The sequence below is a fragment of the Achromobacter sp. HZ01 genome (assembly GCF_003267925.1).
Classification (GTDB): Bacteria; Pseudomonadota; Gammaproteobacteria; order Burkholderiales; family Burkholderiaceae_B; genus Achromobacter; species Achromobacter pulmonis_A.
Genome location: NZ_LWKV01000001.1, coordinates 333,017 through 356,779 on the forward strand (window position 1 = coordinate 333,017; position 23,763 = coordinate 356,779).

Consider the following 23,763-nt stretch of genomic DNA (forward strand, 5'->3'; position numbering starts at 1 on the left):
AAGGGTAGGGTGGCCGCGGCCACCCGGCCGCAGCACCCCATCTGTCTTGGTACCTGAGAGTTTCACGCGCCGCGCGGAAGGCGGCGGGTTCCCCTTCGGTGGGCGCGCGCGGCGCCGCTCTCCAGATTGTCTAGACCGCGCAGTCCTGGTTGCCTGAGAGTTTCCGGGGCGGTTGCTCCGTCGGCGCCTGCCGCGGCGGGCAGGTCTCTTCTGCGAGGTTTTGGATCGACGCGGGCAGAATAGCCAAAATCCGGCGGCGTGGGACCAGGGGTTAGTCCCAGTAGCCGTTCGTTTTGTCCCTGTTATATCGCCTGTTACCTCTCTGTTGAACTGTTCATTCCTGGTAAAGGCTTGAGGCGGGGGGATGCGCTATAACCGACGTTCACGCATCACACTGCCGCAAGCCGCCGGCTCGCGGACGCCCATACATGCCTCGTATCACCCGCCGTTCGTCCCTGATCCTGCTCGCCGCCCTGACGGGCGCCGTGGCCGGATGCTCCTCCCCCAAGCCCGCGTATGAGAAGGAGGACTTCACCCAGAACGACACCTACTCGCGCAGCGTCGCCGCCAGCAGCGCGGCCGCCTGCGACGCGGGCCGGCGCGCCTTGCTGAGCCAGGGCTACCTGATCGACCGCTTCGAGTCGGCGCGCGTGACCGGGCACAAGAATTTCCAGGCCGAGGACGGCCAGCATACGCAGATCAGCTTCAATATCGAATGCGCCGCCGATGGCGCGTCGAACGAGCGCTCGACGGTGTTCGCCACCGCGGTGCAGGACCGTTATTCGATCAAGCGCACCGCCAATTCGGCCAGCGTGGGCGTGAGCGTGCTGGGCCAGGTGTCCATGCCGTTCGGCGCCAGCGACGATTCGCTGGTCAAGACCGCCAGCCAGACGGTGGCGCGGCCCAAGTTCTACGACGGATTTTTCCAGCTGTTGCAGCGCTTCCTGCCGGACGCGCAGGCCGCTTCGGCGCCGCAACCGGCGCCGGCCGGACGCGGCAAGACGCCGCCCAAGCCCGCGCCGGCCGAGCCCGCGGTGTCGCCGGATGCGCCGGCCGACACCTTGAACCCGGCGGCCGCCAGCGATACGCCGGCCGCCAATGGCAAGGCCGCGCCCGCGGATGGCAAGACCGGCGCGCCCGCGGACAGCAAGGCGGCCGCGCCTTCGGACAGCAAGGCGGCGCCGGCGGGCAGCCCGCCGCCGGCAGGCGCCGACGCCGCCAAGTAAGGCCGCTCCGGGCCGCCGCTTTGCCGTAGCGCAAATTGCCGTTGCAAGCCGGTTCGCCGCGGCGCGCGCCTGCGGCGATAATGCCGGCCATGACATACCAACTCCTGAAAATGCTCCACGTGGCGGCCGTGGTCGCCTGGCTGGGCGGCTCGCTGTTCGTGTCGCTGTTCCTGCTGTCCTCGCAACCCCAGGAAGGCGGCCAAGCCCCGAAAGAAAGCAGGATGCTCGGCGCGCTGCGCCGCTGGACCCTGTACGTGACCACGCCGGCCATGGTGCTGGCCTGGCTGGTCGGCCTGCACCTGGCCGTGACCTTCGGCTGGTTCATCATGAACTGGATCTGGGTGAAGATCGCCATCGCGCTGGCGCTGTCGGCGCTGCTGGGCGTCCAGAGCAAGGCCTTGCGCCGCATGGCCGGCGGCGGCGCGCAGCGTCCGCCGCTGATCGATTGGTACGCGCCGTTCACCGTGGTCGCGGCTTCCGCGATCGTCGCGCTGGTGGTCGTCAAGCCGTTCTGAACGCTGTCGGCGCGCCGCGCGCATATGCCGCGCGGCCATAACCAAACGCCCCGGCCATAAGCACCGAACGAAGTCTTCGTTCGCGCCGGGCGTGTCCGTCCCTAGAATCGTTTCTCTCATAACCGCTTAGAGGCGATTCCAAAATGACTCCCCGTATTTTCAAGAAGCTGCTTGGCGTGGTGCTGGCCTCGGCGGCGATGTTCCACGGCCCGGCCTTTTCGGTCGACGCCAAACCCCTGAAGGTCGGCGTGCGCGGGGGCGTCGACGAACAGATCTGGGAAGTGGTGGCCCAGGTCGCCAGGAAGAACGGTCTGGCCGTGGAGCCGGTGGTCATCACCGGCACCGCCAGCCCCAACGAGGCCCTGAACAACGGCGACCTGGAGGCCAACGCCTTCCAGCACATTCCCTTTCTGAACGACCAGATCCGCCAGCGCGGCTACAAGCTGGTGCCGGTGGCCAACACGCTGATTTCGCCCATCGCGTTCTATTCCCGCAAATACAAGTCGCTGAAGGACCTGCCGGAAGGCGCGCGCGTGGGCATACCCAACGATCCCAGCAACCAGACGCGCGCGCTGGTGGTGCTGCGCGACCAGGGCCTGATCACGCTCAGGAACGGGTTCGACCCGGCCACCGGCACGGCCACCCTGGCCGACGTGACCGCCAACCCCAGGAAGCTCCAGTTCGTGGAGAGCGCCTCGGTGGTGCTGGCGCGCTCGCTGCCCGACGTGGACGCCGCCGCCATCGTCAACAGCTTCGCCTACCAGGCCGGCCTGATCGCCACGCGCGACGGCATCGCGGTCGAAAAGAAGGAAAACAATCCCTACGTGAACATCATTGCGGTCCGCGAACAGGACCGGAACGCGCCGTGGGTGCCGGAGCTGGTCAAGGCCTACCACTCGGAAGAGGTGCGCCAGTTCATCCTCAGCAAGTTCGAAGGCTCCGTGATTCCGGTGTTCTGAGCCATGATGCAACATGAGTTTTCCATTGCCCAGCCGGCGGCCGCGCCGCCGCTGCCGGCGGGCGACGAGCACATCGTGTTCGAAGGGCTGCAAAAGCGCTACGAGGGCGCGCGCGGCGCGGTTGCGGCGCTGTCCGACGTGTCGTTCTCGATCGCCCGCGGCACGGTATTCGGCATCATCGGGCGCAGCGGCGCCGGCAAGTCCACGCTGCTGCGCTCCATCAACATGCTGGAGCGGCCCAGCGCCGGACGCGTGCTGATCGACGGCGTGGACGCGGGCGGGCTGGACGAGAACGCCCTGGTGGCGCTGCGCCGGCGCATCGGCATGATTTTCCAGCACTTCAATCTGCTGTCGGCCAAGACGGTGGCCGAGAATGTGGCGCTGCCGCTGCGCGTGGCCGGCGTGAAGCCGGCGGCCGCGCGGGCCCGCGTCGCCGCGCTGCTGGAGCTGGTGGGGCTGGGCGACAAGGCCGACGTCTATCCGGCCAGGCTGTCCGGCGGCCAGAAGCAGCGCGTCGGCATCGCCCGGGCGCTGGTGCACGAGCCCGAGATCCTGCTGTGCGACGAGGCCACCTCGGCGCTGGACCCCGAGACCACGCAGTCCATCCTGACCCTGCTGCGCGACATCAACCGCAAGCTGGGCCTGACGGTGGTGCTGATCACGCACGACATGGCGGTGATCCGCGAGATCTGCCACAAGGTGCTGGTGCTCGACGGCGGGCGCAAGGTCGAGCACGGCGAGGTCTGGCGTGTCTTCGGCAATCCCCAGGCCGAGGCCACGCGCGCCTTGCTGCGGCCCCTGCAGCACGGATTGCCGGCCGACCTGGAGGCCAGGCTGGTGCCCGACCTGCAGGGCCGCGACGGCGTGGCGGTGCTGAGCCTGCGCTTCACGGGGCAGGGCCGGCCGGGCGGCGTTTCGCTGCAGGCGCTGGCCGCCCTGGGGCCGGGCGCGACGCTGCTGCATGGCGGGCTGGACCGCCTGCGCGGCCACGCGCAAGGCAGCCTGCTGGTGTCGGTGCCGGCGGGCGCATTACGGGAAGAGGCCGCGCGCGCCGCGCTGGTGGCCGATCAGATAAAGGTGCTGGGCTATGTCGCTGCCGATGTTCGATAAATACCTGCAGGCGTTTCTGCAGACCCTGACCATGGTGGGCGTGGCGGCGGCCATCGCCATCGTCTGCGGGCTGGCGCTGGCGCTGGTCCTGACGGTCACCGCGCCGGGCAATCTCTATCCGCTGCCGCGTCTGAACAAGGCGCTGTCCATCGTGGTGAATACCTTCAGGGCCATTCCCTTCATCATCCTGCTGGTGGCCATGCTGCCGTTCACGCGCATGCTGGTGGGCACCACCCTGGGAACCTGGGCCGCCATCGTGCCGCTGTCGGCCAACCTGGTGCCGTTCTTCGCGCGCATCGCGCAGGTCAGCCTCAACGAGGTGGACCACGGCCTGGTGGAAGCCGCGCGCGCCATGGGCTGCCGGCGCTGGCACATCGTGCGCCACGTGCTGCTGCCCGAAGCGCTGCCCGGCATCGTCGGCGGCATGACGGTAAGCGTCATCGCCATGATCAATGCCTCGGCCATGGCCGGCGCGGTGGGCGCCGGCGGCCTGGGCGACCTGGCGATCCGCTACGGCTACGAACGTTATGAGACCCGCGTGATGTTCGAGGTGATCGTGATCCTGATCGCGCTGGTGTCCATCGTGCAATTCACCGGCGAATGGCTGGCGCGCCGCGCCGACCACAAACGCTGATATCCGAACAAGGAATCCCAGATGTCCGATTTTCCGCAACAGGGCTTCGCCACGCGCGCCATCCATCTCGGCTACGAGCCGCTGGACGAACAGGGCGCGCTGTCGCCGCCGCTCTACCTGACTTCCACCTACACCCAGGAAAGCCTGGAAGCCTTCGACCGGATCAGGCTGGGCGAGGCCCAGGGCTACGTCTACGGCCGCACCCGCAATCCCACGCAGGCGCTGCTGGAAGAACGCCTGGCCTCGCTGGAGGGCGCCGAGGCCGGTGTGGCGACCGCCTCCGGCATGGCCGCGATCTCCGCCACGCTGTTCACGCTGCTGCAAAGCGGCGACGAGATCGTGGTGGACCAGATCGTCTACGGCACCGCCTTCACGCTGTTCACGCAGGGCCTGGCCCGCTTCGGCGTGCGCGCGGTGTTCGCCGACTTCACCCGCCCGCAGGCCGTGGCCGACGCCATCGGCCCCAAAACGCGCGCGGTGTATTTCGAGACGCCGGCCAATCCCAACCTGCGCCTGGTGGACATCGCCGCCGTGTCGGCCATCGCCCGCGCCCGCGGCCTGCTGACCATCGTCGACAACACCTTCGCCACGCCGGTGCTGCAGCGTCCGCTGGAGCACGGCGCCGACCTCGTGCTGCATTCGGCCACCAAGTACCTGGGCGGCCACGGCGATCTGCTGGCCGGCGCGGTGCTGGGGCGCAAGCAGCACGTCGACGCGATCCGGCTGCAGGGCCTGCGCTATTTCACCGGTGCGACGCTGTCGCCGTTCACGGCCTTCCTGGTGTTGCGCGGCCTGAAGACGCTGGAACTGCGCGTGGAGCGCCACAGCGAATCGGCCAGGAAGGTGGCCGAACTGCTGCGCGGCCATCCCGCGGTGGCCGAGGTGTTCTATCCGGGCCTGGCGGACACGGCCGGCGCCGAGATCGCCCAGCGCCAGCAGTCGGCCGGCGGCGGGCTGGTGGCGTTCGAACTGAAGACCGGGCTGGCGGGCGGGCGCCGGCTGCTCGACAGCCTGAAACTGGCCCGCATCGCGGTCAGCCTGGGAGACCCCGAGACGCTGATCCAGCATCCCGCGTCCATGACGCACGCCAGCTACACGGCCGAGGACCGCGAGCGCTACGGCCTGTCCGAAGGGCTGCTGCGGCTGTCGGTGGGACTGGAGACGCCCGAGGATATCGTGGCCGATCTCAGGCAGGGCCTGGACCGGGTGTAGGCGCGGCGTCGGCGCGCCGCCAGGCTATCCAGTCGCCCTCGGCCTCGAAATTGTGCGGGCCGCGGCCGGCGGCGGCCAGGCCGGCGCGCAGCGCGCCCATGTCCAGCCCGGGCAGGTGGCGCAGCAGCGCGTCGGGCAGGCGCTCCGCGTCCAGCATGTCCTGGTCGAATTCCAGCGTCATCCGTCCGCCCTCGTCGCCGCAGACGCGGAAGATCCACAGGCCTTCCATGTAGTCGCCGGCCCAGGGATCGGGGTAGAGCGCCTGCGTGTAGCGAAAGCCGAATTCGTGGATCTCGTCCCAGGGCCAGAACTCGCGCTGGCGCAGCGCACGCAGCAGTTCGCTGGCGCGCGTCAGGCCGGCGTCGTCGAAACTCAGGGTTTCGCGCAGCGGATCTTCGGCCGGCGCGGGGCCGGCGAGCAGGCGCTTGATGAATGACCACATGGCGCGGATAACGGACGGCGCGGAGCCGGAGTCCGCAAAGATGCTACAACCTTTCATTCACGTCAATCCGCCGCGTCGCGAGGCGGACGACGCACATAACAAGGAGAGCACCCATGACGGACAAGATGCCAGACGCCATCGACCAGGACATGGCGCCCGCGCCCGCGGAGCAGATCCGCAGGCGGGCCGGCGCCCGTGTGCACGCCGCGCGCCAGGAGGCCGTGGCGCTGCTAGCCGACATCGCGCGCCGCCGCCCCGCCGGCGCGCCCGAACAGGCGCACGAGGCCTTGCGCTCGCTCATCGAGGCGCTGTCGCCCGACGATGCGCAGGCCGTGCACCGCGCGCTGCTGGAAGCCGGCGAGCAGGCCGAGGCGGCGCCGCGCAATCCCGACGACGAACTGGTCGCGCACTGGCGCGAAGGCATTTATCCGTACCGCCACCGCATGCTGCGGCGCAATTACGAAAAGCAGAAGTACCGTTTGCAGGTCGAACTGCTCAAGCTGCAGGCCTGGGTCAAGGCCACCGGCCAGCGTGTCGTGATCCTGTTCGAAGGCCGCGACGCGGCGGGCAAGGGCGGCACCATCAAGCGCATGATGGAGCACCTGAACCCGCGCGGCGCGCGGGTGGTCGCGCTGGAAAAGCCGTCCGACACCGAGCGCGGCCAATGGTATTTCCAGCGCTATGTGCAGCACCTGCCCACGGCCGGCGAAATCGTCATGTTCGACCGCTCCTGGTACAACCGCGCCGGCGTGGAGCGCGTGATGGGCTTTTGCACGCATGGGGAGTACCTGGACTTCCTGCGCCAGGTGCCCGACTTCGAGCGCCACCTGGTCAGCAGCGGCATCCACCTGATCAAGTTCTGGTTCTCGGTCAGCCGCGAGGAACAGCTGCGCCGCTTCGAGCAGCGCAAGGTCCATCCGCTCAAACAGTGGAAGCTGAGCCCGGTGGACCTGGCCTCCCTGGACAAATGGGATGACTACACCCGCGCCAAGGAAGCGATGTTCGCGCACACCGACACCGCCGACGCGCCGTGGGTGGTGGTCAAGTCCGACTGCAAGAAGCGCGCGCGGCTCAACGCCATGCGCTACGTGCTCAACCGCCTGCCCTACGAGGGCAGGAGCGACGACGCCACCCTGGCGCTGGATTCGCTGATCGTGGGCCGCGCGCTCTGACGCTACGGGCCGGCGGGTTCAGCCCAGCGCCTGCAGATCGAGCACATGGCTGCGCCCGATCCAGACGGCGCGGTCGCGGTGGTCGCGCAGCGAGTCGCCGGTGTTCGGGTGCAGGAACACGTCCAGCCCGCCGTGGTGCAGCGTGAGCCAGGTCGCGATCTCGGCGAAGTCCCCGGGCGCGAAGGCGATCTGGTAGCTCCAGCACGGATGCGGGCCGACTGGGCGCTCATGGAAGCGCCCCAGCTCCATCCGGCCGCCGAAGCGCGAGGCGATCCGTTCGCGCAGCGCCTGCGCGGCATCCCGGCTGGCTGCGTCGAAATACACGTGGGCATGCCAGCTGGCCACGTCGGCCAGCGATGAATCGTTCATGTGCTTTCTCCTAGCCGCCGGCGCGCTTGGCGCGGTAGCCCTGTTTCTGCAAGGCCTCCATGACGCGCTCGCAATGGTCGCCCTGTACCTCGATCACGCCGTCTTTCACGGTGCCGCCCGAGCCGCAGGCCGCGCGCAACTGCTTGCCCAGCGCGCCCAGCGCAACCGGGTCCAGCGCCAGGCCCTTGACCACGGTGACGCTCTTGCCGCCGCGGCCCTTGGTTTCGCGTGATACGCGCGCCACGCCGTCGCCGGCCGGCGCGGCGCGCGCCGCGTCGCAGCGGCATTGCGCCACGGGCTGGCGGCACTGCGGGCACATGCGCCCGCCATCGGTGGAGTAGACCAGGCCGCCCATCGGATTTTTCTTCATGGCGGCCTCACTTCCCGCGCATCTGGTCGATCAGGCGCCGGTCGCGCTTGGTCGGCCGTCCGGCCTCGATGCCCAGCGCCGGTTCGGGCGCGAGCCGGCGCATTTCCGCCGCGCGCTCGCGCGCCGCGATGCTGTCGGGCGTTTCCTCGTAGAGCTGGCGCGCCACCGGCGCCGGGCCGCGCACGCCGCTCACGCCCACGACCCGCACGCGCAGCGCGGGGTCTTCCTTGCGGATGGTGACGAGGTCGCCGGGCGCGACCTCGCGCGCCGGCTTGGCCGGCTGGTCGTTCACCTGCACGCGGCCCTTGCCGATTTCCTGCACGGCCAGGCTGCGCGTCTTGTAGAAACGCGCCGCCCAAAGCCATTTGTCGAGCCGGATCTTGTCCATCTCCTGTCCCTGCGGTAAAGCTGTGTCAGGGACGATGATAGCCGGGCCGGCCGGCCCGGCACCAATCAATCCAGGCTGAGGCCGGCCTCCTTGACCACGCGCTGCCATTTGGCGATCTCGGCGCGGCGGAAGCTGTCCAGTTCGGCCGGTGTGGAGCCGATGGGTTCGGCGCCGATGCCGGCGAGCTGCTCGGCGATGGCGGGGTCTTTCAGCACCTTGGCCAGCGCCTGCGACACCTGGTCGACGATGGCGGGCGGCGTGCCGGCCGGCGCGAACACGGCGTTCCATTCGTAGGTCTCGTAGCCGGGCACGCCGGATTCGGCGATGGTGGGCAGCTCGGGCGCGGTCTTGGAGCGCTCCAGGCCGCCGACGGCGATCGCGCGCAGCTTGCCGTTCTTCACATGCTGCCAGGACGAGCCCATGCTGGCGAACATCACGGGAACCTGGCCCGACATGACGTCTATCATGGCCGGGCCGCCGCCCTTGTAGGCCACGTGCTGCAGCTCGGTCTTGGCCAGCAGGTTGAACAGTTCGCCGGCCAGATGCTGCGCCGAGCCGGGGCCGGCCGAGGCGTAGTACACGTGCTCCTTGGCGCCCGGACGGCCCAGCCTGATCAGGTCGGCCACGCTGCGCACTTCGTACGAGGGCGTGACCACCAGCACGTTGGGCACGCGCAGCAGCAGGGACACCGGCGCGAACGCCGTCAGCGTGTCGAACTGCATCTTCGAATGCAGGGCGGGATTCTGCGCGTGGTTGGAGGCGTCCAGCATCAGCGTATAGCCGTCCGGCTTGGCCTTGGCCACGACCGCGCCGCCTATCATGCCGCCGGCGCCGCCGCGGTTTTCGATGACGACCGGCTGGCCCAGTTCCGCGGCCAGCCTGGGGCCGATCAGGCGCGCGACCACGTCCACCGTGCCGCCGGGCGGATAGGTGACGACCAGCGTGACGGCGCGTTCGGGATAGGCGGCGCTCGCGGCGCCGGCGGCGCCGGCGAGCAGGCCGGCGGCCGCGTACAGGGCGCCGCGGCGCGCCAGGCGTTGGAACAGGTGGGTCATGGTTTGTCTCCTTGGAATCTGAACAGCCGCAGCGGCGTGTCGGCAAGCACCATGCGCCGCTGCACGGGATCGTCGATCCAGGCGTCCAGCCACCGGACTGCGGCGGAATAGGACGCCAGATGGCGATGTTCGGTGTGAGGCCAGTCGCTGCCCCACATGAGGCGGGCGGCCGTGTAGGCGTCGAGCAGCTGCCGCGCGGCGATCCGCCCGGACGTCGTACAGGCGGACGCCGTCCAGTTGCGGTAGGGGGCCGACAGCTTGACCCAGACGCGGCCGCTGTCGGCCTGGCGCAGCAGGTACTGGAAGCCGGGATCGGCGACGCCCAGCGCGGGATCGGGGCGGCCGAAATGGTCCACCACCACGCGGCATTGCGCGGCCAGCAGCGCCGGCAGGATGTCCGGCAGGCGCGCGGCCGGCAGATGCACTTCGACGTGCCAGCCCAGCGCATTGACGCGCGCCAGCAGCGTGCGCCAGCCGGGCAGGCGCAGGTCCGGCACGGGCAGCCCGATCAGGTTCAGCCGGATGCCGACCACGCCCGCCTCGGCCAGCGCCAGCAGATGTTCGGCGGGGACGCCGGGCGCCACCACCGCGACGCCGCGCAGGCGCGCGGGCGCGGCGCGCAGGGCCTCGACCAGGTGGCTGTTGTCGGACCCCAGGAAACTGGGCTGCACCAGCACGCCGTGGCCGAGCCCGTGCGCGTCCAGCAAGGCGAGGTAGTCGGCCGGCGTGGCGTCGTGGTCGGGGCTGTGGCGGCGCGTGGCGGCCAGCGCCAGCCCGCGGTGGAATACGTGGGCGTGGGTGTCGACGGATTTCGGCTCGGTGCGTGTGTCCATAAGCCGGGATTCTAAGAACGCGCTGTATAGTTTTCTATTTGGTAAAACTGTTTTATGTATATCGAATCGATATGGAAACCAGGCACTTGCGTTACTTCCTGGCCGTGGTGGACCACGGCAGCGTCAGCCGCGCGTCGGAGTGGCTGGGCATCGCGCAGCCGGCCTTGAGCCAGGCGCTGGGCCGCATGGAGCAGGATCTGGGCGTGCGCCTGTTCGAGCGCTCGCGCCGCGGCGCCGCGCCCACGCCGGCGGCGCTGGCCATACTGGAGGACGTGCGGACCAGCGTGGCGCGCATCGACGCGGCGGCGCAACGGGCGCGCGAGATCGGCCGCGGCAGCGCGGGGCAGCTGACCATCGGCCTGGTGTCCTCGGCCCTGTTCGACACCTTGCCGCGCGCGCTGCGCGAATTGCGCCGGCAGGCGCCGGGCGTGCGCGTGATCCTGCGCGAAATGAGCAACGCCGAGCAGGCCGAAGCCTTGCAGACCGGCGAAATCGACCTGGGCCTGATGCACACGCCGGTCGCCGTGGGCGGGCGCATGCGCGAGCGGCTGCTGCTGCGCGACCGTCTGGTGGCGGCGGTGCCGGACGAGCTGGAGGTGGCCGAAGACGGCAAGGTCTCGATGGCGCAGATCGCCCGGGCCGGCCTGGTCATGTACCCGCAGGCGCAATTGCCGGCCTTTTACGCGGGCATTCTCGACGCCATGCGCAAGGGCGGCCACGACGCGCAGGTGGCGCAGGAGGCCAACCGCACGCTGACCGTGCTGGCCTGCGTGGCCGGCGGCTGCGGCGTGGCGCTGCTGCCCAGCTGGATACGCTCGATGAACTTCGCCGGGGTGCGCTTTTGCGAGGTGCGCGACGGCCAGCGCCTGCCCGCCTTCGACCTGAGCGCGATCTGGCCCGCCCGCTCCGTGCCCACGCTGGCCGATCTGTTCGCCAGCCTGGACCTGGGCGGCCGCATCGAAGGCCGCGCCGGCCGCAACGCTTAAGCCAGGCTTAAAGCGGCCGCCATCCCCGGAACCTGGCGGCAAGCTCCCGTCTAACCAGAAACGGTTGGAGGACTTTGCCCATGGATCTGAACTGGCAACAGCAACTTGCCGAAAGCGCGCTGTGGCTCGCGCAGGCGTTCGGCATCAGCGCCGTCGCCCTGGCGCTGGCCACGATGGCGCTGGCGCGCACCACGGACTGGGGCCGCAAGTTCTGGCGGCTGGCCTGGCCTTACCTCGATCCGCGCCGCAGCCTGCGGCCCTTGCTGACCGTGGCGCTGCTGCTGTTGCTGGCCATGTTCGCGGTGCGCATGACCGTGCTGTTTTCGTTCTGGTACAACGGCTTCTACAGCGCGCTGCAGGCGCTGGACCAGTCGGCGTTCTGGCGCTTTCTGGGCATATTCTCGGTGCTGGCCTGCGTGCACGTGGCGCGCACGCTGGTCGACAGCTACGCCGGCCAGGCCTTCGACATCCGCTGGCGCGTCTGGCTCAACGAGCGCCTGACGCGCGACTGGCTGGGCGCCGGCGCGTATTACCGCGGCCATTTCCTGGATGCGCCGGTGGACAACCCCGACCAGCGCATCGAACAGGACATCGCCATGTTCGTCACCGGCTCGCGCACGCTGGCGATCGGCGCGCTGAGCGCGGTGGTGTCGCTGGTGGCGTTTACGGCCATCCTGTGGAACCTGTCGGGCGCGCTCACGGTGGCCGGCGTGGAGATCCCGCGCGCCATGGTGTTCATGGTGTATCTCTACGTGATCGTGGCCACGCTGTTCGCCTTCAGGATCGGGCGGCCGCTGATCCGGTTGAACTTCCTGTCCGAACGTCTCACCGCGAATTTCCGCTATGCGCTGGTGCGCCTGCGCGAGAACGCCGAGAACGTCGCGTTCTACCAGGGCGAGGAAGTGGAGCGCGCCACGCTCTGGACGCGGTTCACGGCCTACGTCGCCAACCTGTGGGCGCGCGTGTACCGGGGCCTGAAGTTCGACGGCTTCAACCTGTCGGTCAGCCAGGTGGCCGTGGTGTTTCCCTTCATTCTGCAGGCGCCGCGTTTTTTCAGCGGCGCCATCAAGCTGGGCGACGTGATCCAGACCTCGCAGGCCTTCGGGCAGGTGCAGGATGCGCTGTCGTTCTTCCGCACCTCCTACGACACCTTTGCGCAATACCGCGCCACGCTGGACCGCCTCAATGGCTTCCTGGACGCCAACCAGGCCGCCCGCGCGCTGCCCGCCGTGCGGACCGAGACGCTGCCCGACGGGCTGGATATCGAGCGCCTGCAGCTGCGCCGGCCCGACGGGGCCGCGCTGCTGCGCGACCTGGACCTGCGGCTGCGGCCGGGCCAGGCCCTGCTGATCAAGGGGCCGTCGGGCAGCGGCAAGACCACCTTGCTGCGCGCGCTGGCGGGCCTGTGGCCATACGCCGAAGGCACGGTAAGGCGGCCGCAGGGCGCGAACGCGCTGTTCCTGTCGCAGCGGCCTTACCTGCCGCTGGGCGACCTGCGCGGCGCGGTGGCCTATCCCGGCCTGGCGCAGCCGGAGGACGATGCGCGCCTGGCCGATGCGCTGCGCCAGGTGAACCTGGGGCATCTGGCCGGACGGCTCGACGAAGTGGCGGACTGGGCGCGCACGCTGTCCATCGGCGAGCAGCAGCGCGTGGCGTTCGCGCGCGTGCTGTTCAACCGGCCCGCCATCGTGTTCCTGGACGAGGCCACGTCGGCCACCGACGAAGGCCTGGAGCACGCGCTGTACGGCCTTCTGCGCGGCGCGCTGCCGGACTGCATGCTGGTCAGCGTGGGCCATCGCAGCACGCTGGACGCCTTCCATACGCACAGGCTGGCGCTGGACGGCGCGGGCGGCTGGCGCATGGAACGCATCGAGGCGCGGGCGCGGCAGCCGGAGCCGGACCGCGCCGCGGCCTGAGCGGCGGGCGTCAGGTGCCCACGCGCAGAGGACCGGTCAGCTTGCGCAGCGCGGCCACCACGCTTTGCGCGGTGATGCGGCCGGTCTTGGGATTGGCCGAGGGAATGTTCTGGATTTCCATCGAGAACGAGGCCGAGTCGGATACGACCTCGACGCGGTGGACGTTGCGGTCCAGCGAGGGATCGGCCCAGATTTCCAGGGTGGTCTTGTCGGGACCGATGCCGGCCAGCGACACGCTGACCGCCACGTTCAGGTTGGCGGGAAAGCCCACAGCCGCTTCGCGCGGCGATCCGCGGAAAATCAGGCGCGGTTCGGCGATGTCCGCGATGTCGATGTTGTTGTCCGTCAGGTAAGGCGCGCCGAGCAGGCCGCGCACCGGCTTGCGCGTGATCATGGTGACGGAATGGATGACGCCTTCGGCCGCGGCGGTGATGGCGTCCAGGCCCAGGATGGCGCCCGACGGCACCACGATCTGGCCGTGATGGGCGCGGGCCAGTTCGATCAGGTCGTCGTTGCGCAGCAGGGCGCCGGAGCTGAGCACGACCAGCTTTTTGCCGGCGCGCAGCACCGGTTCGGCGATGTCGCGGAACACGGCGGCGGGCGCGCATTCCACCACTACGTCGCAATGCTCGTGCAGCGCGCCGATGGTGGTGAAGACGGGAGCGCCGCCGCTCCAGGCGTATGCCGGCGGGGCCTGCGGGTCGCGCACGGCGACGGCGGCCAGGGCCAGGCCGGGCAGCCCGGCGTCCAGGGATTGCGCCACGGCCTGGCCGATGGCGCCGAAGCCGGCGATGCCGACGCGGTAAGGGTTCATGGGATGGTCGCAGGGTAAGAGGTGAGGCCACTGTATCGACGGGCCGCGCCTGCGTCAATGCGGCCGCGGCTACACTGGGCGCCACAACCGCAGGAGCATCGCCATGCGCATACTTCCCGAGACGCCCCGCGACCGCGAGGCCATCTACGCCCTGACGCAGGACGCGTTCAAAGACCATCCCCACAGCCAGCACACCGAAGGCCGCATCATCGACGCGCTGCGCGAGGCCGGCGCGCTGACGCTGTCGCTGGCGGCGTGGGACGGCGACGAGATGGTGGGCCACGTCGCGTTCTCGCCGGTGGCGGTGAGCGACGGTTCGCGCGACTGGTACGGCCTGGGGCCGCTGGCCGTGCGGCCGGACCGGCAGCGCCGCGGCGTGGGCGCAGCGCTGCTGCAGGAAGGCCTGGCCAGGCTGCGGGCGCAGGGCGCGGCCGGCTGCGTGGTACTGGGCGAGCCGGACTACTACGGCCGCTTCGGCTTCGTCGCGACGCCGGGGCTGACGTATCCGGGCGTGCCGCCCGAGTACTTCATGGCGCTGGCCTTCACGCGTCCCGCGCAGGGCGAAGTCGCCTACCACGCGGCGTTCTACGTCTAGCGCCTTATCCCGTAGATGGGCCCGTTTACCGGGCGTAGGATGGGTGCAGCGCGAGATTCCTTGAACAAGCACGCAATCATCGAACGCGCGAAACCCATCAGGCGGCGAAAGCCGCCCGGCGTTCCACATTCAGCCGCCTTTCTGCGCCTCGGCCATGTAGTCCACCGCCAGGTTCGACAGCGCCCGCACGCCGTTGAGCAGGCCCGACTCGTCGACGTAGAAGCGCGGCGAGTGGTTGGGCGCGGCCTTGTCCACGTCCGTGCCCTTGGGCGTCACGCCCAGATAGAAGAACATGCCCGGCACCTTTTCCTGATAGAACGAAAAGTCCTCCGACGCCGTGGATTTGGGTTGCAGGCCGTAGTTGCCTTCGCCCGCGACGCGGCGCAGGGTCGGGCCCATCTTCTCGGTCAGCGCCGGATTGTTCACGGTGGCGTTGTACAGCTCGACCACGCGCACGTCCGCCTTGGCGCCCGCGCTTTGCGCGATCATGTCGGCGGTGCGCGCGATGCGCTGGTGGATGTCCTTCTTCATGCCCTCGTCGTAGGTGCGGATGGTGCCGGTCATGGCGAGGCTTTCGGGCACGATGTTCATGCGGTTGCCGCCGTGGATCGCGCCCACGGTGATGACGGCCGGCTCCAGCATGCTGTTGATCTGGCGGCTGGGAATGGTCTGCAGGCCCAGGATGATCTGCGAGCCGACCACGATGGGGTCGATGCCCGACCACGGCCGTGCGCCGTGCGTCTGCTTGCCGGTGACGTCGATCCAGAACTGGTCGGCCGCCGCCATGGCCGGGCCGCTGCGCCACGACAGTTTGCCCGACGGATAGGCGCTGGACACGTGCAGCCCGAAGATGGCGTCGACCTTGGGATTTTCCAGCACGCCTTCCTGCACCATCATCTTGGCGCCCCAGACCTTCTTGCCGTCGGGCTCGAATTCGGCCGGGCTTTCCTCGGCCGGCTGGAAGATGAACTTGACGCTGCCGGGCAGCTCGTCCTTCATGCCGGCCAGCACTTCGGCGGTGGCCATCAGGATGGCGGTATGGGCGTCGTGGCCGCAGGCGTGCATGACGTCCACTTCCTTGCCCAGGAACGTGCCCTTGGCCTTGGATGCGAACGGCAGATCCACCTGTTCCTTCACCGGCAGCGCGTCCATGTCGGCGCGCAGCGCCACCACCGGGCCGGGCTTGCCGCCCTTGAGCAGGGCGACAACGCCGGTGCCCGCAACGCCCGTCTTCACTTCCATGCCAAGCGCGCGCAGATGGTCGGCGACCAGCTTGGAAGTGCGCTGTTCCTGGTTGCCCAGTTCGGGGTGCTGGTGGATGTCGCGCCGCCACGCGATGAGCTTGTCTTCGATGGCCTTGGCGCGCTGGTCGATCTGCGCGGCCAGCGCCGGCGCGGGCGCCGGGACCGGCGGGCCCTGGGTGCCGGGCGCGCTCTGCGCGGCTGCCGGGCCGGCCATGAGCAGTTGTGCGGCCAGCGCCAGCGGCGCCAGGCGGAACACGGCTTTGGAATACGCCATGTCTGTTCTCCTCGTGGTTGTTAACCTGTTATTGGTCGAGGATCTTACCGGAGCGCCGCAGCCTCGTCGCGTCTGGTTACGGATGCTTAAAATCAGGCCGTTTTGATTCCGGCGAGTGGAATTTCGGGCACCGGAACCCGGCTTCAGGCGGCGCGCAGCAGGCGGCGCGAACCGCGCGCCAGAAGCGCGAGCAACAGCGCCGCCAGCAGCGCGGCGCCGCCGGCGGCGGACATGGCGGCGTGGAAGCCGCCGGTCAGCGCGTCGCCGAACAGGGCGGCCGCATCCGCGGGCTGCGCCGGCATGACGTGGCGCGTGACGGCGGCGTGCGCGGCGATCTCTGCCCCGGGCACGCCGCGGCGCGCCAGCGCGGCCGCCAGCGCGTCGATCGCGCGCGCGCTCATGAGCGCGCCCAGCAGCGCGATGCCTATGGTCATGCCGGTCTGGCGCAGCGCGTTCATGGTGGCCGAGGCCATGCCGGAACGTTCGCGCGGCACGCTGGCCATCACCGCCATGCTGGTCGAGGGCACGGCCAGCCCAGTGCCCAGCCCCAGCAGCACCAGCAGCGACCCGGTGACGGCGTAGGGCGTGCCCGCCTGCAGCAGCGTCATGCCCAGCATGGCCGCGCCGATGAACACGTAGCCGGCGACCATCAGCCGCGGCAGGCCGAAGCGCTGGTTGAGCCGGCCGAACACGATGGAGACCAGCCCCGCCGCGGCGAACTGCGGCGCCAGCTGCCAGCCGGCCGCCAGCGGCGACAGGCCCTGCACGTGCTGCAGATACAGCGAGAAGAAGAACAGGCTGCTGTAGGCCGAGAAACCCAGCACGAAGGACGCGACATTGGTGATGGCGAAGGCGGGGTCGCGAAACAGCCCCAGCGGCAGGATGGGCCGGGCGACGCGGTGCTCGACCCACAGAAAGGCCAGCAGCCCGGCTGCGGCCAGCGCCAGCGCGCCCGCGGCCTGCGGCGCGGCCCAGCCGTGTTCGCCGGCGGCGATCAGGCCGTAGGTCAGCGCGCCCAGCCACAGCACGCTCAGCGCCTGGCCGGCGGGATCGAAGGCGGCATGTTCGGGATGGGCGCTTTCGGCGATGCTCCAGGCGCCCAGCGCGACGGCCAGCGCGCCCACCGGCAGATTGATGAGGAAGATGCTTTGCCAGTCGAAGTGCGCCACCAGCACGCCGCCCAGCATGGGGCCGACGATGAGCGACACCGCGTTGCACGAGGCCCAGACGCCGATGGCCTGCGCGCGTTCCCTGGGGTCGGGGAACGCCTGCGTCAGCAGCGACAGCGCGCCCGGGATCAGAAGCGCCCCGGCCACGCCCTGCACGGCGCGGCCGATCAGCAGCGCCGTGAGGTTCTGCGCCATGCCGCAAAGCGCCGAGCCGGCCGTGAACAGCAGCACGCCCGCCAGCCACGAACGCTTGCGGCCGTAGCGGTCGCCCAGCGGCCCGGCCGACAGCATGAAGGCGGACAGGAACAGGGCGTAGGCGTCCACCACCCATTGCAGGCCGGCCATGTCGATGCGCAGCGCGGCCTGCATGGTGGGCAGCGCCACGTTGACGATGCTGATGTCGAGGATGGTGATGAAGCTGCCCAGGTTGACGGCCAGGACGAGCGCGCGGCGGCGTGCGGGATGCATGGAGGAAGCGGGAGTGGGAGTCGGGTCATTCTATATTTCACCCGCGTCCCGCTCCGTGATGCCCGCGCCCGGCCGCGGGTTATTGCAGCTTGATGCCCAGCTCCTTGATGAGCGGCTCCATCTCGGCCCGGTCCGAATCTATGGTGGCGGCCAGCGCCTGCGGCGTGCTGCCGATGGGGATCATGCCCAGCGTTTCCATCTGCGCCTTCATCTCGGGTTCCTGCAGGACGCCGGACACCGCCCGCTGGATCAGCGCCACGCGGTCGGCGGGCGTGCCGGCCGGCGCCATCAGGCCGATCCACGGCTGCGGCGCGTAGCCCTTCATGCCCGACTCCTCCAGCGTCGGCGTGCCAGGCAGGCCGGCGAAGCGCTGCGGACTGGTGATGGCCAGCGCGCGCAGGCGGCCGCCGTCGATCAGGCCCTTGGCGCTGGAAGGCGCGTCCAGGGCCACGTCGAGCTGCCCGCCGATCAGGTCGTTCTGGGTCTTGCCGAACGAGGAAGAGGGCACGTACAGGGCCTTGATGCCGGCGCGGCGCGCGGTCTGCTCCCAGACCAGGTGGAACGCCGTGCCGATGGAAGACGAGCCCAGGCTCAGGCTGCGGGCCTTGCTGGCGCGCACGAAATCCTCCCAGGTCTTGAGCGGGCTGTCCGTGGGCACGACGAAGATGAACGGCGTGCGCGCCACCAGCGAGATCGGCTGCAGGTCTTTCTGCGGATCGAAAGGCAGGCTGTCGACCGCGAACGGCACGATGGTGACCGACGAGGCCACCACCATGCCCAGCGTATAGCCGTCGGGCGCGGACTTGGCCAGCGCATTGGTGCTGATGATGCCGGAGGCGCCCGGCCGGTTTTCCACCACCACGGGCTGTCCCCAGGCGGCGCCCAGCTTGCCGGCCAGCACGCGCAGCATGACGTCCACCGGCCCGCCCGGCGGGTTGGACACGAAGATCTTCACCGGCTTGTCCGGATAGGCGGCCGAGGCGGCCACGGGCAGCGCGAGCGCCAGCGCCAGCATGGTTTGCTTGAACATGGATTCCCCTTGTTTGATTGATGTGGATTGCGTGCGGCTCAGGCCAGCGCCTGCAGATGCGGGGCCGCCGGCCAGTCGGGCGCTTCGCCGCGGATGAAGGCGATCCAGGCCGCCTGCGTGCGGCGCGCCAGCGACTCGGCCTGCGCCGGCGGCAGGCCGGCCAGCATGGGCGCGGCGGCGAAAGCCTGCCGGGTGTCGAACACGAAAGGCAGTTCGATGCAGTGGCAGGCGCCGAAGCGCGCCGTGGGCGCCACGTCGAAGCGGGCCAGCCAGGCCTGGCGGCCCTGGGCGACGGCGTCCTGCGCCCATAGGCGCGAGGGCGCGCCGAACAGCGCGTCGCCCAGTTTCTGGCCGGCCGCATCCGTTGCGTGTCCGGGGAAGGCGGCCATTTCGTCGCGCGTGTAGCTGACCAGCACGTCGGCGCGGGCGGCGGCGCGCCGCAGCGCCGGCGCGATCTCCAGCGGCAGCGTATCGCCGTCGACTACCGGGCCGAACAGGCTGCGGCTGCTGTCTTCGGCGCGCAGGGCCGCCATCACTTCGGGCGCCTGCTGCGCGGCCAGCAGCGCGGCCACCGGCAGCGCGCGCGCCGCTTCCAGGGAGTCGGCGCCGGCGGCGCGCAGAAACGCCTGGCCCAGGACCTCGGCCTGCTGCGCGCTGCGAAAACCGCGGCCCAGCGCGGCGCTTTGCAGGATGGCGCGCGAGAAGCGAGGCTTGCGCGCCAGCATGGCGCAGATCGAGGAAGCGCCGGCCGACTGCCCCATGAGCGTGAGCCGCTGCGGGTCGCCGCCCAGGGCCTCGATATTCTCCAGCACCCAGTCAATGGCGGCTTCCTGGTCCAGCAGGCCCACGTTGGCGGTCTGGCCCGGCACGTACAGCCAACCCAGCGCGGCCAGCCGGTAATTGACCGCCACCACGACCACGTCGCCGCGCTGCGCCAGCAGCGACCCGTCGTACCAGTCGAGCGCGCCGCCGCCGCTTTGCCAGGCGCCGCCGTGCAGCCACACCACCACGGGACGCCGCTTGCCGTCGGCCGCGGGGGTCCACACGGTGAGGTGCAGGCAGTCTTCCGATTGGGGGGCGTCGAAGTCGCCCATGGCCTCGCGCAGGCGCGAGGGCAGCTGCGGCGCGACCGCGCCGCGTCCGGTGGCGTCCAGATCGCCGCGCCACGCCGGCGGCTGCGGCGGCGCGAAGCGCAGCGGACCCACCGGGGCCTGCGCATAAGGAATGGCGCCATAGCGGCAAACGCCGCCCGCGCGTACGCCGGTCAGCGTGCCCACCTGCAGGGCCGCCTGAACGGTTTGACTCATATCCTGCCTCCTTGGTCCGTCGATCGGCCGCGGCGGATGCCGGGGCCGCCGGACTATGGTAGGGAGGAAAGGGCCGGACCGGACATTCCGGTTTTGAAAGAAGCCATGCGAAACGGGAATGGCCGGCTGCGCCTACCCGGCGATGCGCGCGTCCAGGCTGTTGTCGGCCAGCGCCTGGGCCTGCCCGCGGGTCATGCCCAGGTGTTCGTACAGGGCGTGGAAGTTCTCGTTCACGTAGCCGCCGAAGTAGGCGGGATCGTCGGAATTCACCGTCACCTTCACGCCCGCGTCCAGCAGCGACAGGATGTTGTGATGGCGCATGTGCTCGAACACGCGCAGGCGGATGTTCGACAGCGGGCAGACGGTCAGCGGGATCTGCTCGTCGATCAGGCGGGCGATCAGCCTGGGGTCTTCGGCGGCGCGCACGCCGTGGTCGATGCGCCGCACCTTGAGCAGGTCCAGCGCCTCCCAGATGTATTCGGGCGGGCCTTCCTCGCCGGCATGGGCCACGGCGGGCAGGCCTTCGGCGCGCGCGCGGTCGAACACGCGCTGGAACAGGCGCGGCGGGAATCCTTTTTCGCTGCTGTCCAGGCCCACGGCGATGAAGGCGTCGCGGTAAGGCAGCGCGGCTTCCAGCGTCTGCATGGCCTGCGCTTCGGGCAGGTGGCGCAGAAAGCTCAGGATCAGCCCGCTGCTGACGCCGAGCTGCCTGCGGCCGTCTTCGAGCGCCTGCCCGATGCCTTCCAGCACCGCTTCCAGCGGCACGCCGCGGTCGGTGTGGGTCTGGGGATCGAAGAAGGGTTCGGTGTGGACCACGTTCTGCTCGCGGCACTTCAGCAGATAGGCCCAGGTCAGGTCATAGAAGTCCTGCGCGGTGCGCAGCACGTCCGCGCCCAGGTAATAGAGGTCCAGGAATTCCTGGAGATTGCCGTAGTCGTATGCGCCGCGCAGGGATTCGACGTCGGGCCAGGGCAGGGCCACGCCGTTGCGCGCGGCCAGAAGGAACAGCAGCTCGGGTTCGAGCGAGCCTTCCAGGTGCAGGTGCAGTTCCGCCTTGGGCAGTGCGTTGAGCCATTCGTGCATGATGTCCGGGTCCAGAGGTTCAGGCCGCCAGCGCGATGCCGTCGGCGGCGATGGCGAGTTCGAGCTGCGCGGCGAACGCGCGCGCCTGCCGCGTGCTGGGCCGGTCGCGGCGCCAGATGGCGGCCAGCGGCGACTTGCGCAGCGCCGGGCGGGCCGGCAGCACCACCAGTTCGCCGCGCGCCTGGCGCACGGCCGCCACGCTGCCGGGCAGCATCCACAGATATTGGCCTTCCAGCAGCATCTCGCGGCCGAATTCCAGCGACAGGACGCCGATCATATCCGGTATCGGCAGCCCGGCCTGGCGCAGCGAAAGTTCCAGTTCGCCGCGGATGCGGCTGCCGGGCAGGGCGGCGATCCAGGGATAGGCCACGCAGTCGGCCAGCGTGGCCTCGGGCGCGCCGGCCAGCGGATGGTCGGCGGCGCAGGCCAGCACGATGGGGTCGTTGAGCAGGTTGATGGAGCGGTAGATCTGCGGATTGACCGCCGACGAGAAACGGCTGATCAGCACGTCGATGGCGCCGGCGTCCAGGTCTTCGATCAGCCGCTCGTGCGTGCCGATTTCTATGCTGAGCGTGATGCGCGGACAGGCCACGCGAAACGCCCGCGCCGCTTCGGCCATGGGCCAGCTGGCGAACATCGAAAAGCAGCCGACGGTCAGGCTGCCCTCGTCGCCGCGCGACACGGCGGCGAGGTCGGTCTCGGCCTTGCGCAGGCCGGTGAGCAGCTGGCGGGCGTGGCGGCACATGGCCACGCCCAGCGCGGTGCAGGTGGTGCCCTTGGCCGTGCGCTCGAACAGCCGCGCGCCCACCAGTTCCTCGATCTCGGCGATGGCGCGCGACAGGGCCGATTGCGTGCTGTGCAATTGCGCGGCCGCCTTGGACAGGTTGCCCAATTCGGCGACGGTCAGCACGATTTCCAGGTGCCGGATGCGTAGCTTGCCTCGGAAGGGTGTCATGGCGCGGACAGGGTGGCGATGGGGCGATTATTCTCCGTCGCAGCAGGCTTGGCAACGCGCCCGGCGTTCGATGGACAGGCCCGGATCGCGGTACGATCCGGGCTGACTTCGAATTTTCAGGATTGCCATGCGCCAGCGTTCCATTCGCTTTCGGATCGATACCTTTGCCCGTGTGCTGAGCGCCGCGGCGTTCGCGGCCGCGGCCGCCGGCGCCGCGCACGCCCAGTCGCCGTCCTCGGCCACCGGCTCGCGCGCGCAGCCGGCGGCGCCGGCCCAGCCGCTGCCCGCGCTGACGCCCAAGCGCAGCTTCGACGACGCGCCCGCGCCGGCCGCGCCCGCAGCCGCGCCGGCCGCAACCGCGCCGGCCGCCGCCGCGCCCGCCACCGCCGTGGCGGACCCCGCCGCAGCCGCGCCCGCCGCGCCGCAGGTCATCGTTCCGACCGAACTGGACACCAAGGCCTGCATCGCCAAACTGCGCAAGGGGGCCGCCGCCAACGGGCTGACCGTGGCGGACTGGGACAAGTACACCGCCAACGCCAAGCTGCTGCCCACCACCGTGGCCTCGGCCAAGGGCCAGCCCGAAGGCCGCGAAGCCTGGTGGGACTACATCGCCAAGACGGTGGACGACGAGCGCGTCAAGGACGGCCAGGCGGTGCTGTCCAAGTACGGCGCGCAGCTGGCCGCCATCGGCCAGCAGTACCAGGTGGACCCGGCCACGCTGGTCGCCATCTTCGGCATCGAGACCAACTACGGCCGCCAGGTCGGCAAGACCGACGTGCTTAACGCCTGGCTGACGCGCGCCTGCACCGAGAACAAATCGCTGTGGGAGAAGAACGCCTACGCCTCGGTGCGGCTGCTGCGCGACGGCACCGTGCAGCCCGACAGCTTCGTCGGCTCCTGGAGCGGTGCTTTCGGCATGACGCAGTTCATCCCGACCTCGTTCTACGAACTGGCCGCCGACGGCGACGGCGACGGCAAGATCGATCTGTACAACTCGCTGCCCGACGCGCTGGCCTCCACCGCCAACCATTTGCGCAAGCGCCGCGCCAAATGGACGCACGGCCTGCCGGCCGTGGTCGAGGTGCGCGTGCCCGCCGAGGTCGCGGCCGCCATTGCGCCCGAGCCCGACGCCGAGTACGTGGGGTCGCAGGACCGCCGCAGCATCGCGCAGTGGGCGCAGGCCGGCGTGAAGCAGGGCGACGGCTCGGCGCTCAAGCTGGCCGCCGGCAACGATCAGCAGGCCTATCTGTTCGCGCCCACCGGCGCCCGTGGCCCGGTGTTCCTGGCCACCGTGAATTTCGACGCCATCCTGCACTACAACCAGTCGCGCCGCTACGGCCTGGCGGTGTCGCTGCTGCTCAACCGCCTGCAAGGCGGCCCGGCCCTGGCCGCGGCCTGGCCGACCGACGATCCGGGCCTGTCGCGCGCGCAGATCAAGGAGCTGCAGGAAATGCTGTACGGCCTGGGCTACGAAGTGGGCGTGGCCGACGGTATTCCGGGCGCCAAGACGCGCGACGCCGTGCGCGAGGAACAGGCCCGGCGCAACCTGCCGCAGGACGGCCGGGTCGGCAAGCGCATTTACGACGCGATCAAGGAAACCTGGCCGCCCGTCGCGATCCGCACGCGTCCTCAGTAAG

24 protein-coding genes and 2 riboswitches are annotated in these 23,763 nt (G+C 70.0%); of the genes, 11 read left to right on the plus strand and 13 right to left on the minus strand.

What is annotated here, in order from left to right:
* Positions 1–37: 37 nt before the first annotated feature.
* A riboswitch (glycine riboswitch) is annotated at positions 38–129 on the minus strand.
* A 1-nt stretch (position 130) separates the two neighbouring features.
* Positions 131–223: riboswitch (glycine riboswitch) on the minus strand.
* 205 nt (positions 224–428) lie between these two features.
* The 6 genes from A6B37_RS01530 to A6B37_RS01555 all read left to right on the plus strand — a co-directional run bounded on the left by A6B37_RS01530 (position 429) and on the right by A6B37_RS01555 (position 5,656).
* Positions 429–1,226 (plus strand): DUF2242 domain-containing protein, encoded by a 798-nt coding sequence (locus tag A6B37_RS01530; protein WP_111824707.1) that lies wholly within the window; start codon positions 429–431, stop codon positions 1,224–1,226.
* A gap of 89 nt (positions 1,227–1,315) precedes the next feature.
* Positions 1,316–1,741, plus strand: a complete 426-nt coding sequence (locus A6B37_RS01535) for a CopD family protein (protein WP_246842346.1) — start codon at positions 1,316–1,318, stop codon at positions 1,739–1,741.
* A gap of 143 nt (positions 1,742–1,884) precedes the next feature.
* Positions 1,885–2,700, plus strand: a complete 816-nt coding sequence (locus A6B37_RS01540) for a MetQ/NlpA family lipoprotein (protein ID WP_111824709.1) — start codon at positions 1,885–1,887, stop codon at positions 2,698–2,700.
* A 3-nt stretch (positions 2,701–2,703) separates the two neighbouring features.
* Positions 2,704–3,810 carry an ATP-binding cassette domain-containing protein gene (locus A6B37_RS01545; RefSeq protein WP_102772296.1) on the plus strand — a complete coding sequence of 369 codons (1,107 nt, stop codon included), beginning with the start codon at positions 2,704–2,706 and terminating at the stop codon, positions 3,808–3,810.
* On the plus strand, positions 3,788–4,444 hold the full coding sequence (locus A6B37_RS01550) for a methionine ABC transporter permease (protein WP_111824710.1): 657 nt from the start codon (positions 3,788–3,790) through the stop codon (positions 4,442–4,444). Before A6B37_RS01545 ends, A6B37_RS01550 begins: the two co-directional genes overlap by 23 nt.
* A gap of 21 nt (positions 4,445–4,465) precedes the next feature.
* A complete protein-coding gene (locus tag A6B37_RS01555) occupies positions 4,466–5,656 on the plus strand; it encodes a PLP-dependent transferase (protein ID WP_111824711.1) in 1,191 nt (396 codons plus the stop codon).
* On the opposite strand, the gene A6B37_RS01560 is transcribed toward A6B37_RS01555, so the two are convergent.
* The gene (locus A6B37_RS01560; protein ID WP_102772293.1) at positions 5,631–6,098 is read right to left on the minus strand and encodes a hypothetical protein; all 468 of its coding nucleotides are present in this window, start codon (positions 6,096–6,098) and stop codon (positions 5,631–5,633) included. The two genes, A6B37_RS01555 and A6B37_RS01560, sit on opposite strands and share 26 nt — an antisense overlap.
* 149 nt (positions 6,099–6,247) lie before the next feature.
* On the opposite strand from A6B37_RS01560, the gene ppk2 reads away from it, so the two are divergent.
* Positions 6,248–7,270, plus strand: coding sequence for a polyphosphate kinase 2 (gene ppk2 / locus A6B37_RS01565; protein WP_246842411.1), 1,023 nt, complete (start codon positions 6,248–6,250; stop codon positions 7,268–7,270).
* Between the two features lie 18 nt (positions 7,271–7,288).
* Here ppk2 and A6B37_RS01570 read toward each other — a convergent pair whose 3' ends face one another.
* The 5 genes from A6B37_RS01570 to A6B37_RS01590 form a co-directional block, all read right to left on the minus strand.
* Positions 7,289–7,639 carry a DOPA 4,5-dioxygenase family protein gene (locus A6B37_RS01570; protein WP_111824713.1) on the minus strand — a complete coding sequence of 117 codons (351 nt, stop codon included), beginning with the start codon at positions 7,637–7,639 and terminating at the stop codon, positions 7,289–7,291.
* Positions 7,640–7,649: 10 nt separating this feature from the next.
* A complete protein-coding gene (locus A6B37_RS01575) occupies positions 7,650–8,009 on the minus strand; it encodes a translation initiation factor Sui1 (protein WP_102772290.1) in 360 nt (119 codons plus the stop codon).
* A gap of 7 nt (positions 8,010–8,016) precedes the next feature.
* Positions 8,017–8,397, minus strand: coding sequence for an RNA-binding S4 domain-containing protein (locus A6B37_RS01580; RefSeq protein ID WP_102772289.1), 381 nt, complete (start codon positions 8,395–8,397; stop codon positions 8,017–8,019).
* Positions 8,398–8,462: 65 nt separating this feature from the next.
* Positions 8,463–9,452: a tripartite tricarboxylate transporter substrate binding protein gene (locus A6B37_RS01585; RefSeq protein WP_111824714.1), complete on the minus strand. Its 990-nt coding sequence runs from the start codon at positions 9,450–9,452 to the stop codon at positions 8,463–8,465.
* Positions 9,449–10,285: an amidohydrolase family protein gene (locus tag A6B37_RS01590; RefSeq protein WP_111824715.1), complete on the minus strand. Its 837-nt coding sequence runs from the start codon at positions 10,283–10,285 to the stop codon at positions 9,449–9,451. The genes A6B37_RS01585 and A6B37_RS01590 overlap by 4 nt, the downstream gene beginning before the upstream one ends.
* A gap of 71 nt (positions 10,286–10,356) precedes the next feature.
* On the opposite strand from A6B37_RS01590, the gene A6B37_RS01595 reads away from it, so the two are divergent.
* Both A6B37_RS01595 and A6B37_RS01600 read left to right on the plus strand, forming a co-directional pair.
* On the plus strand, positions 10,357–11,271 hold the full coding sequence (locus A6B37_RS01595) for a LysR family transcriptional regulator (protein WP_111824716.1): 915 nt from the start codon (positions 10,357–10,359) through the stop codon (positions 11,269–11,271).
* An 80-nt stretch (positions 11,272–11,351) separates the two neighbouring features.
* Positions 11,352–13,187 carry an ABC transporter ATP-binding protein/permease gene (locus A6B37_RS01600; RefSeq protein ID WP_111824717.1) on the plus strand — a complete coding sequence of 612 codons (1,836 nt, stop codon included), beginning with the start codon at positions 11,352–11,354 and terminating at the stop codon, positions 13,185–13,187.
* Positions 13,188–13,197: 10 nt separating this feature from the next.
* Here A6B37_RS01600 and A6B37_RS01605 read toward each other — a convergent pair whose 3' ends face one another.
* A complete protein-coding gene (locus tag A6B37_RS01605) occupies positions 13,198–14,001 on the minus strand; it encodes an aspartate dehydrogenase (protein WP_111824718.1) in 804 nt (267 codons plus the stop codon).
* Positions 14,002–14,104: 103 nt separating this feature from the next.
* Here A6B37_RS01605 and A6B37_RS01610 point away from each other — a divergent pair, with 103 nt between their 5' ends.
* Positions 14,105–14,596, plus strand: coding sequence for an N-acetyltransferase (locus tag A6B37_RS01610; RefSeq protein ID WP_111824719.1), 492 nt, complete (start codon positions 14,105–14,107; stop codon positions 14,594–14,596).
* Between the two features lie 129 nt (positions 14,597–14,725).
* Here the strand turns inward: A6B37_RS01610 and A6B37_RS01615 are convergent, their stop codons facing one another.
* The 6 genes from A6B37_RS01615 to A6B37_RS01640 form a co-directional block, all read right to left on the minus strand.
* Positions 14,726–16,114: an amidohydrolase gene (locus A6B37_RS01615; protein WP_111824720.1), complete on the minus strand. Its 1,389-nt coding sequence runs from the start codon at positions 16,112–16,114 to the stop codon at positions 14,726–14,728.
* Positions 16,115–16,257: 143 nt separating this feature from the next.
* Positions 16,258–17,751, minus strand: coding sequence for an MFS transporter (locus tag A6B37_RS01620; protein ID WP_102772280.1), 1,494 nt, complete (start codon positions 17,749–17,751; stop codon positions 16,258–16,260).
* A gap of 79 nt (positions 17,752–17,830) precedes the next feature.
* Entirely contained in the window at positions 17,831–18,781 is a 951-nt protein-coding gene (locus tag A6B37_RS01625; protein WP_102772279.1) for a tripartite tricarboxylate transporter substrate binding protein, read from the minus strand.
* Positions 18,782–18,819: 38 nt separating this feature from the next.
* A complete protein-coding gene (locus tag A6B37_RS01630; protein WP_111824721.1) occupies positions 18,820–20,088 on the minus strand; it encodes a carboxylesterase family protein in 1,269 nt (422 codons plus the stop codon).
* 132 nt (positions 20,089–20,220) lie between these two features.
* Positions 20,221–21,171: an adenosine deaminase gene (locus tag A6B37_RS01635; protein WP_111824722.1), complete on the minus strand. Its 951-nt coding sequence runs from the start codon at positions 21,169–21,171 to the stop codon at positions 20,221–20,223.
* Positions 21,172–21,190: 19 nt separating this feature from the next.
* A complete protein-coding gene (locus tag A6B37_RS01640; RefSeq protein WP_111824723.1) occupies positions 21,191–22,126 on the minus strand; it encodes a LysR family transcriptional regulator in 936 nt (311 codons plus the stop codon).
* 127 nt (positions 22,127–22,253) lie between these two features.
* Between A6B37_RS01640 and A6B37_RS01645 the strand changes: the two genes are divergently transcribed.
* Positions 22,254–23,762: a lytic murein transglycosylase gene (locus A6B37_RS01645; protein ID WP_111824724.1), complete on the plus strand. Its 1,509-nt coding sequence runs from the start codon at positions 22,254–22,256 to the stop codon at positions 23,760–23,762.
* The last annotated feature ends 1 nt before the right edge of the window (position 23,763 follow it).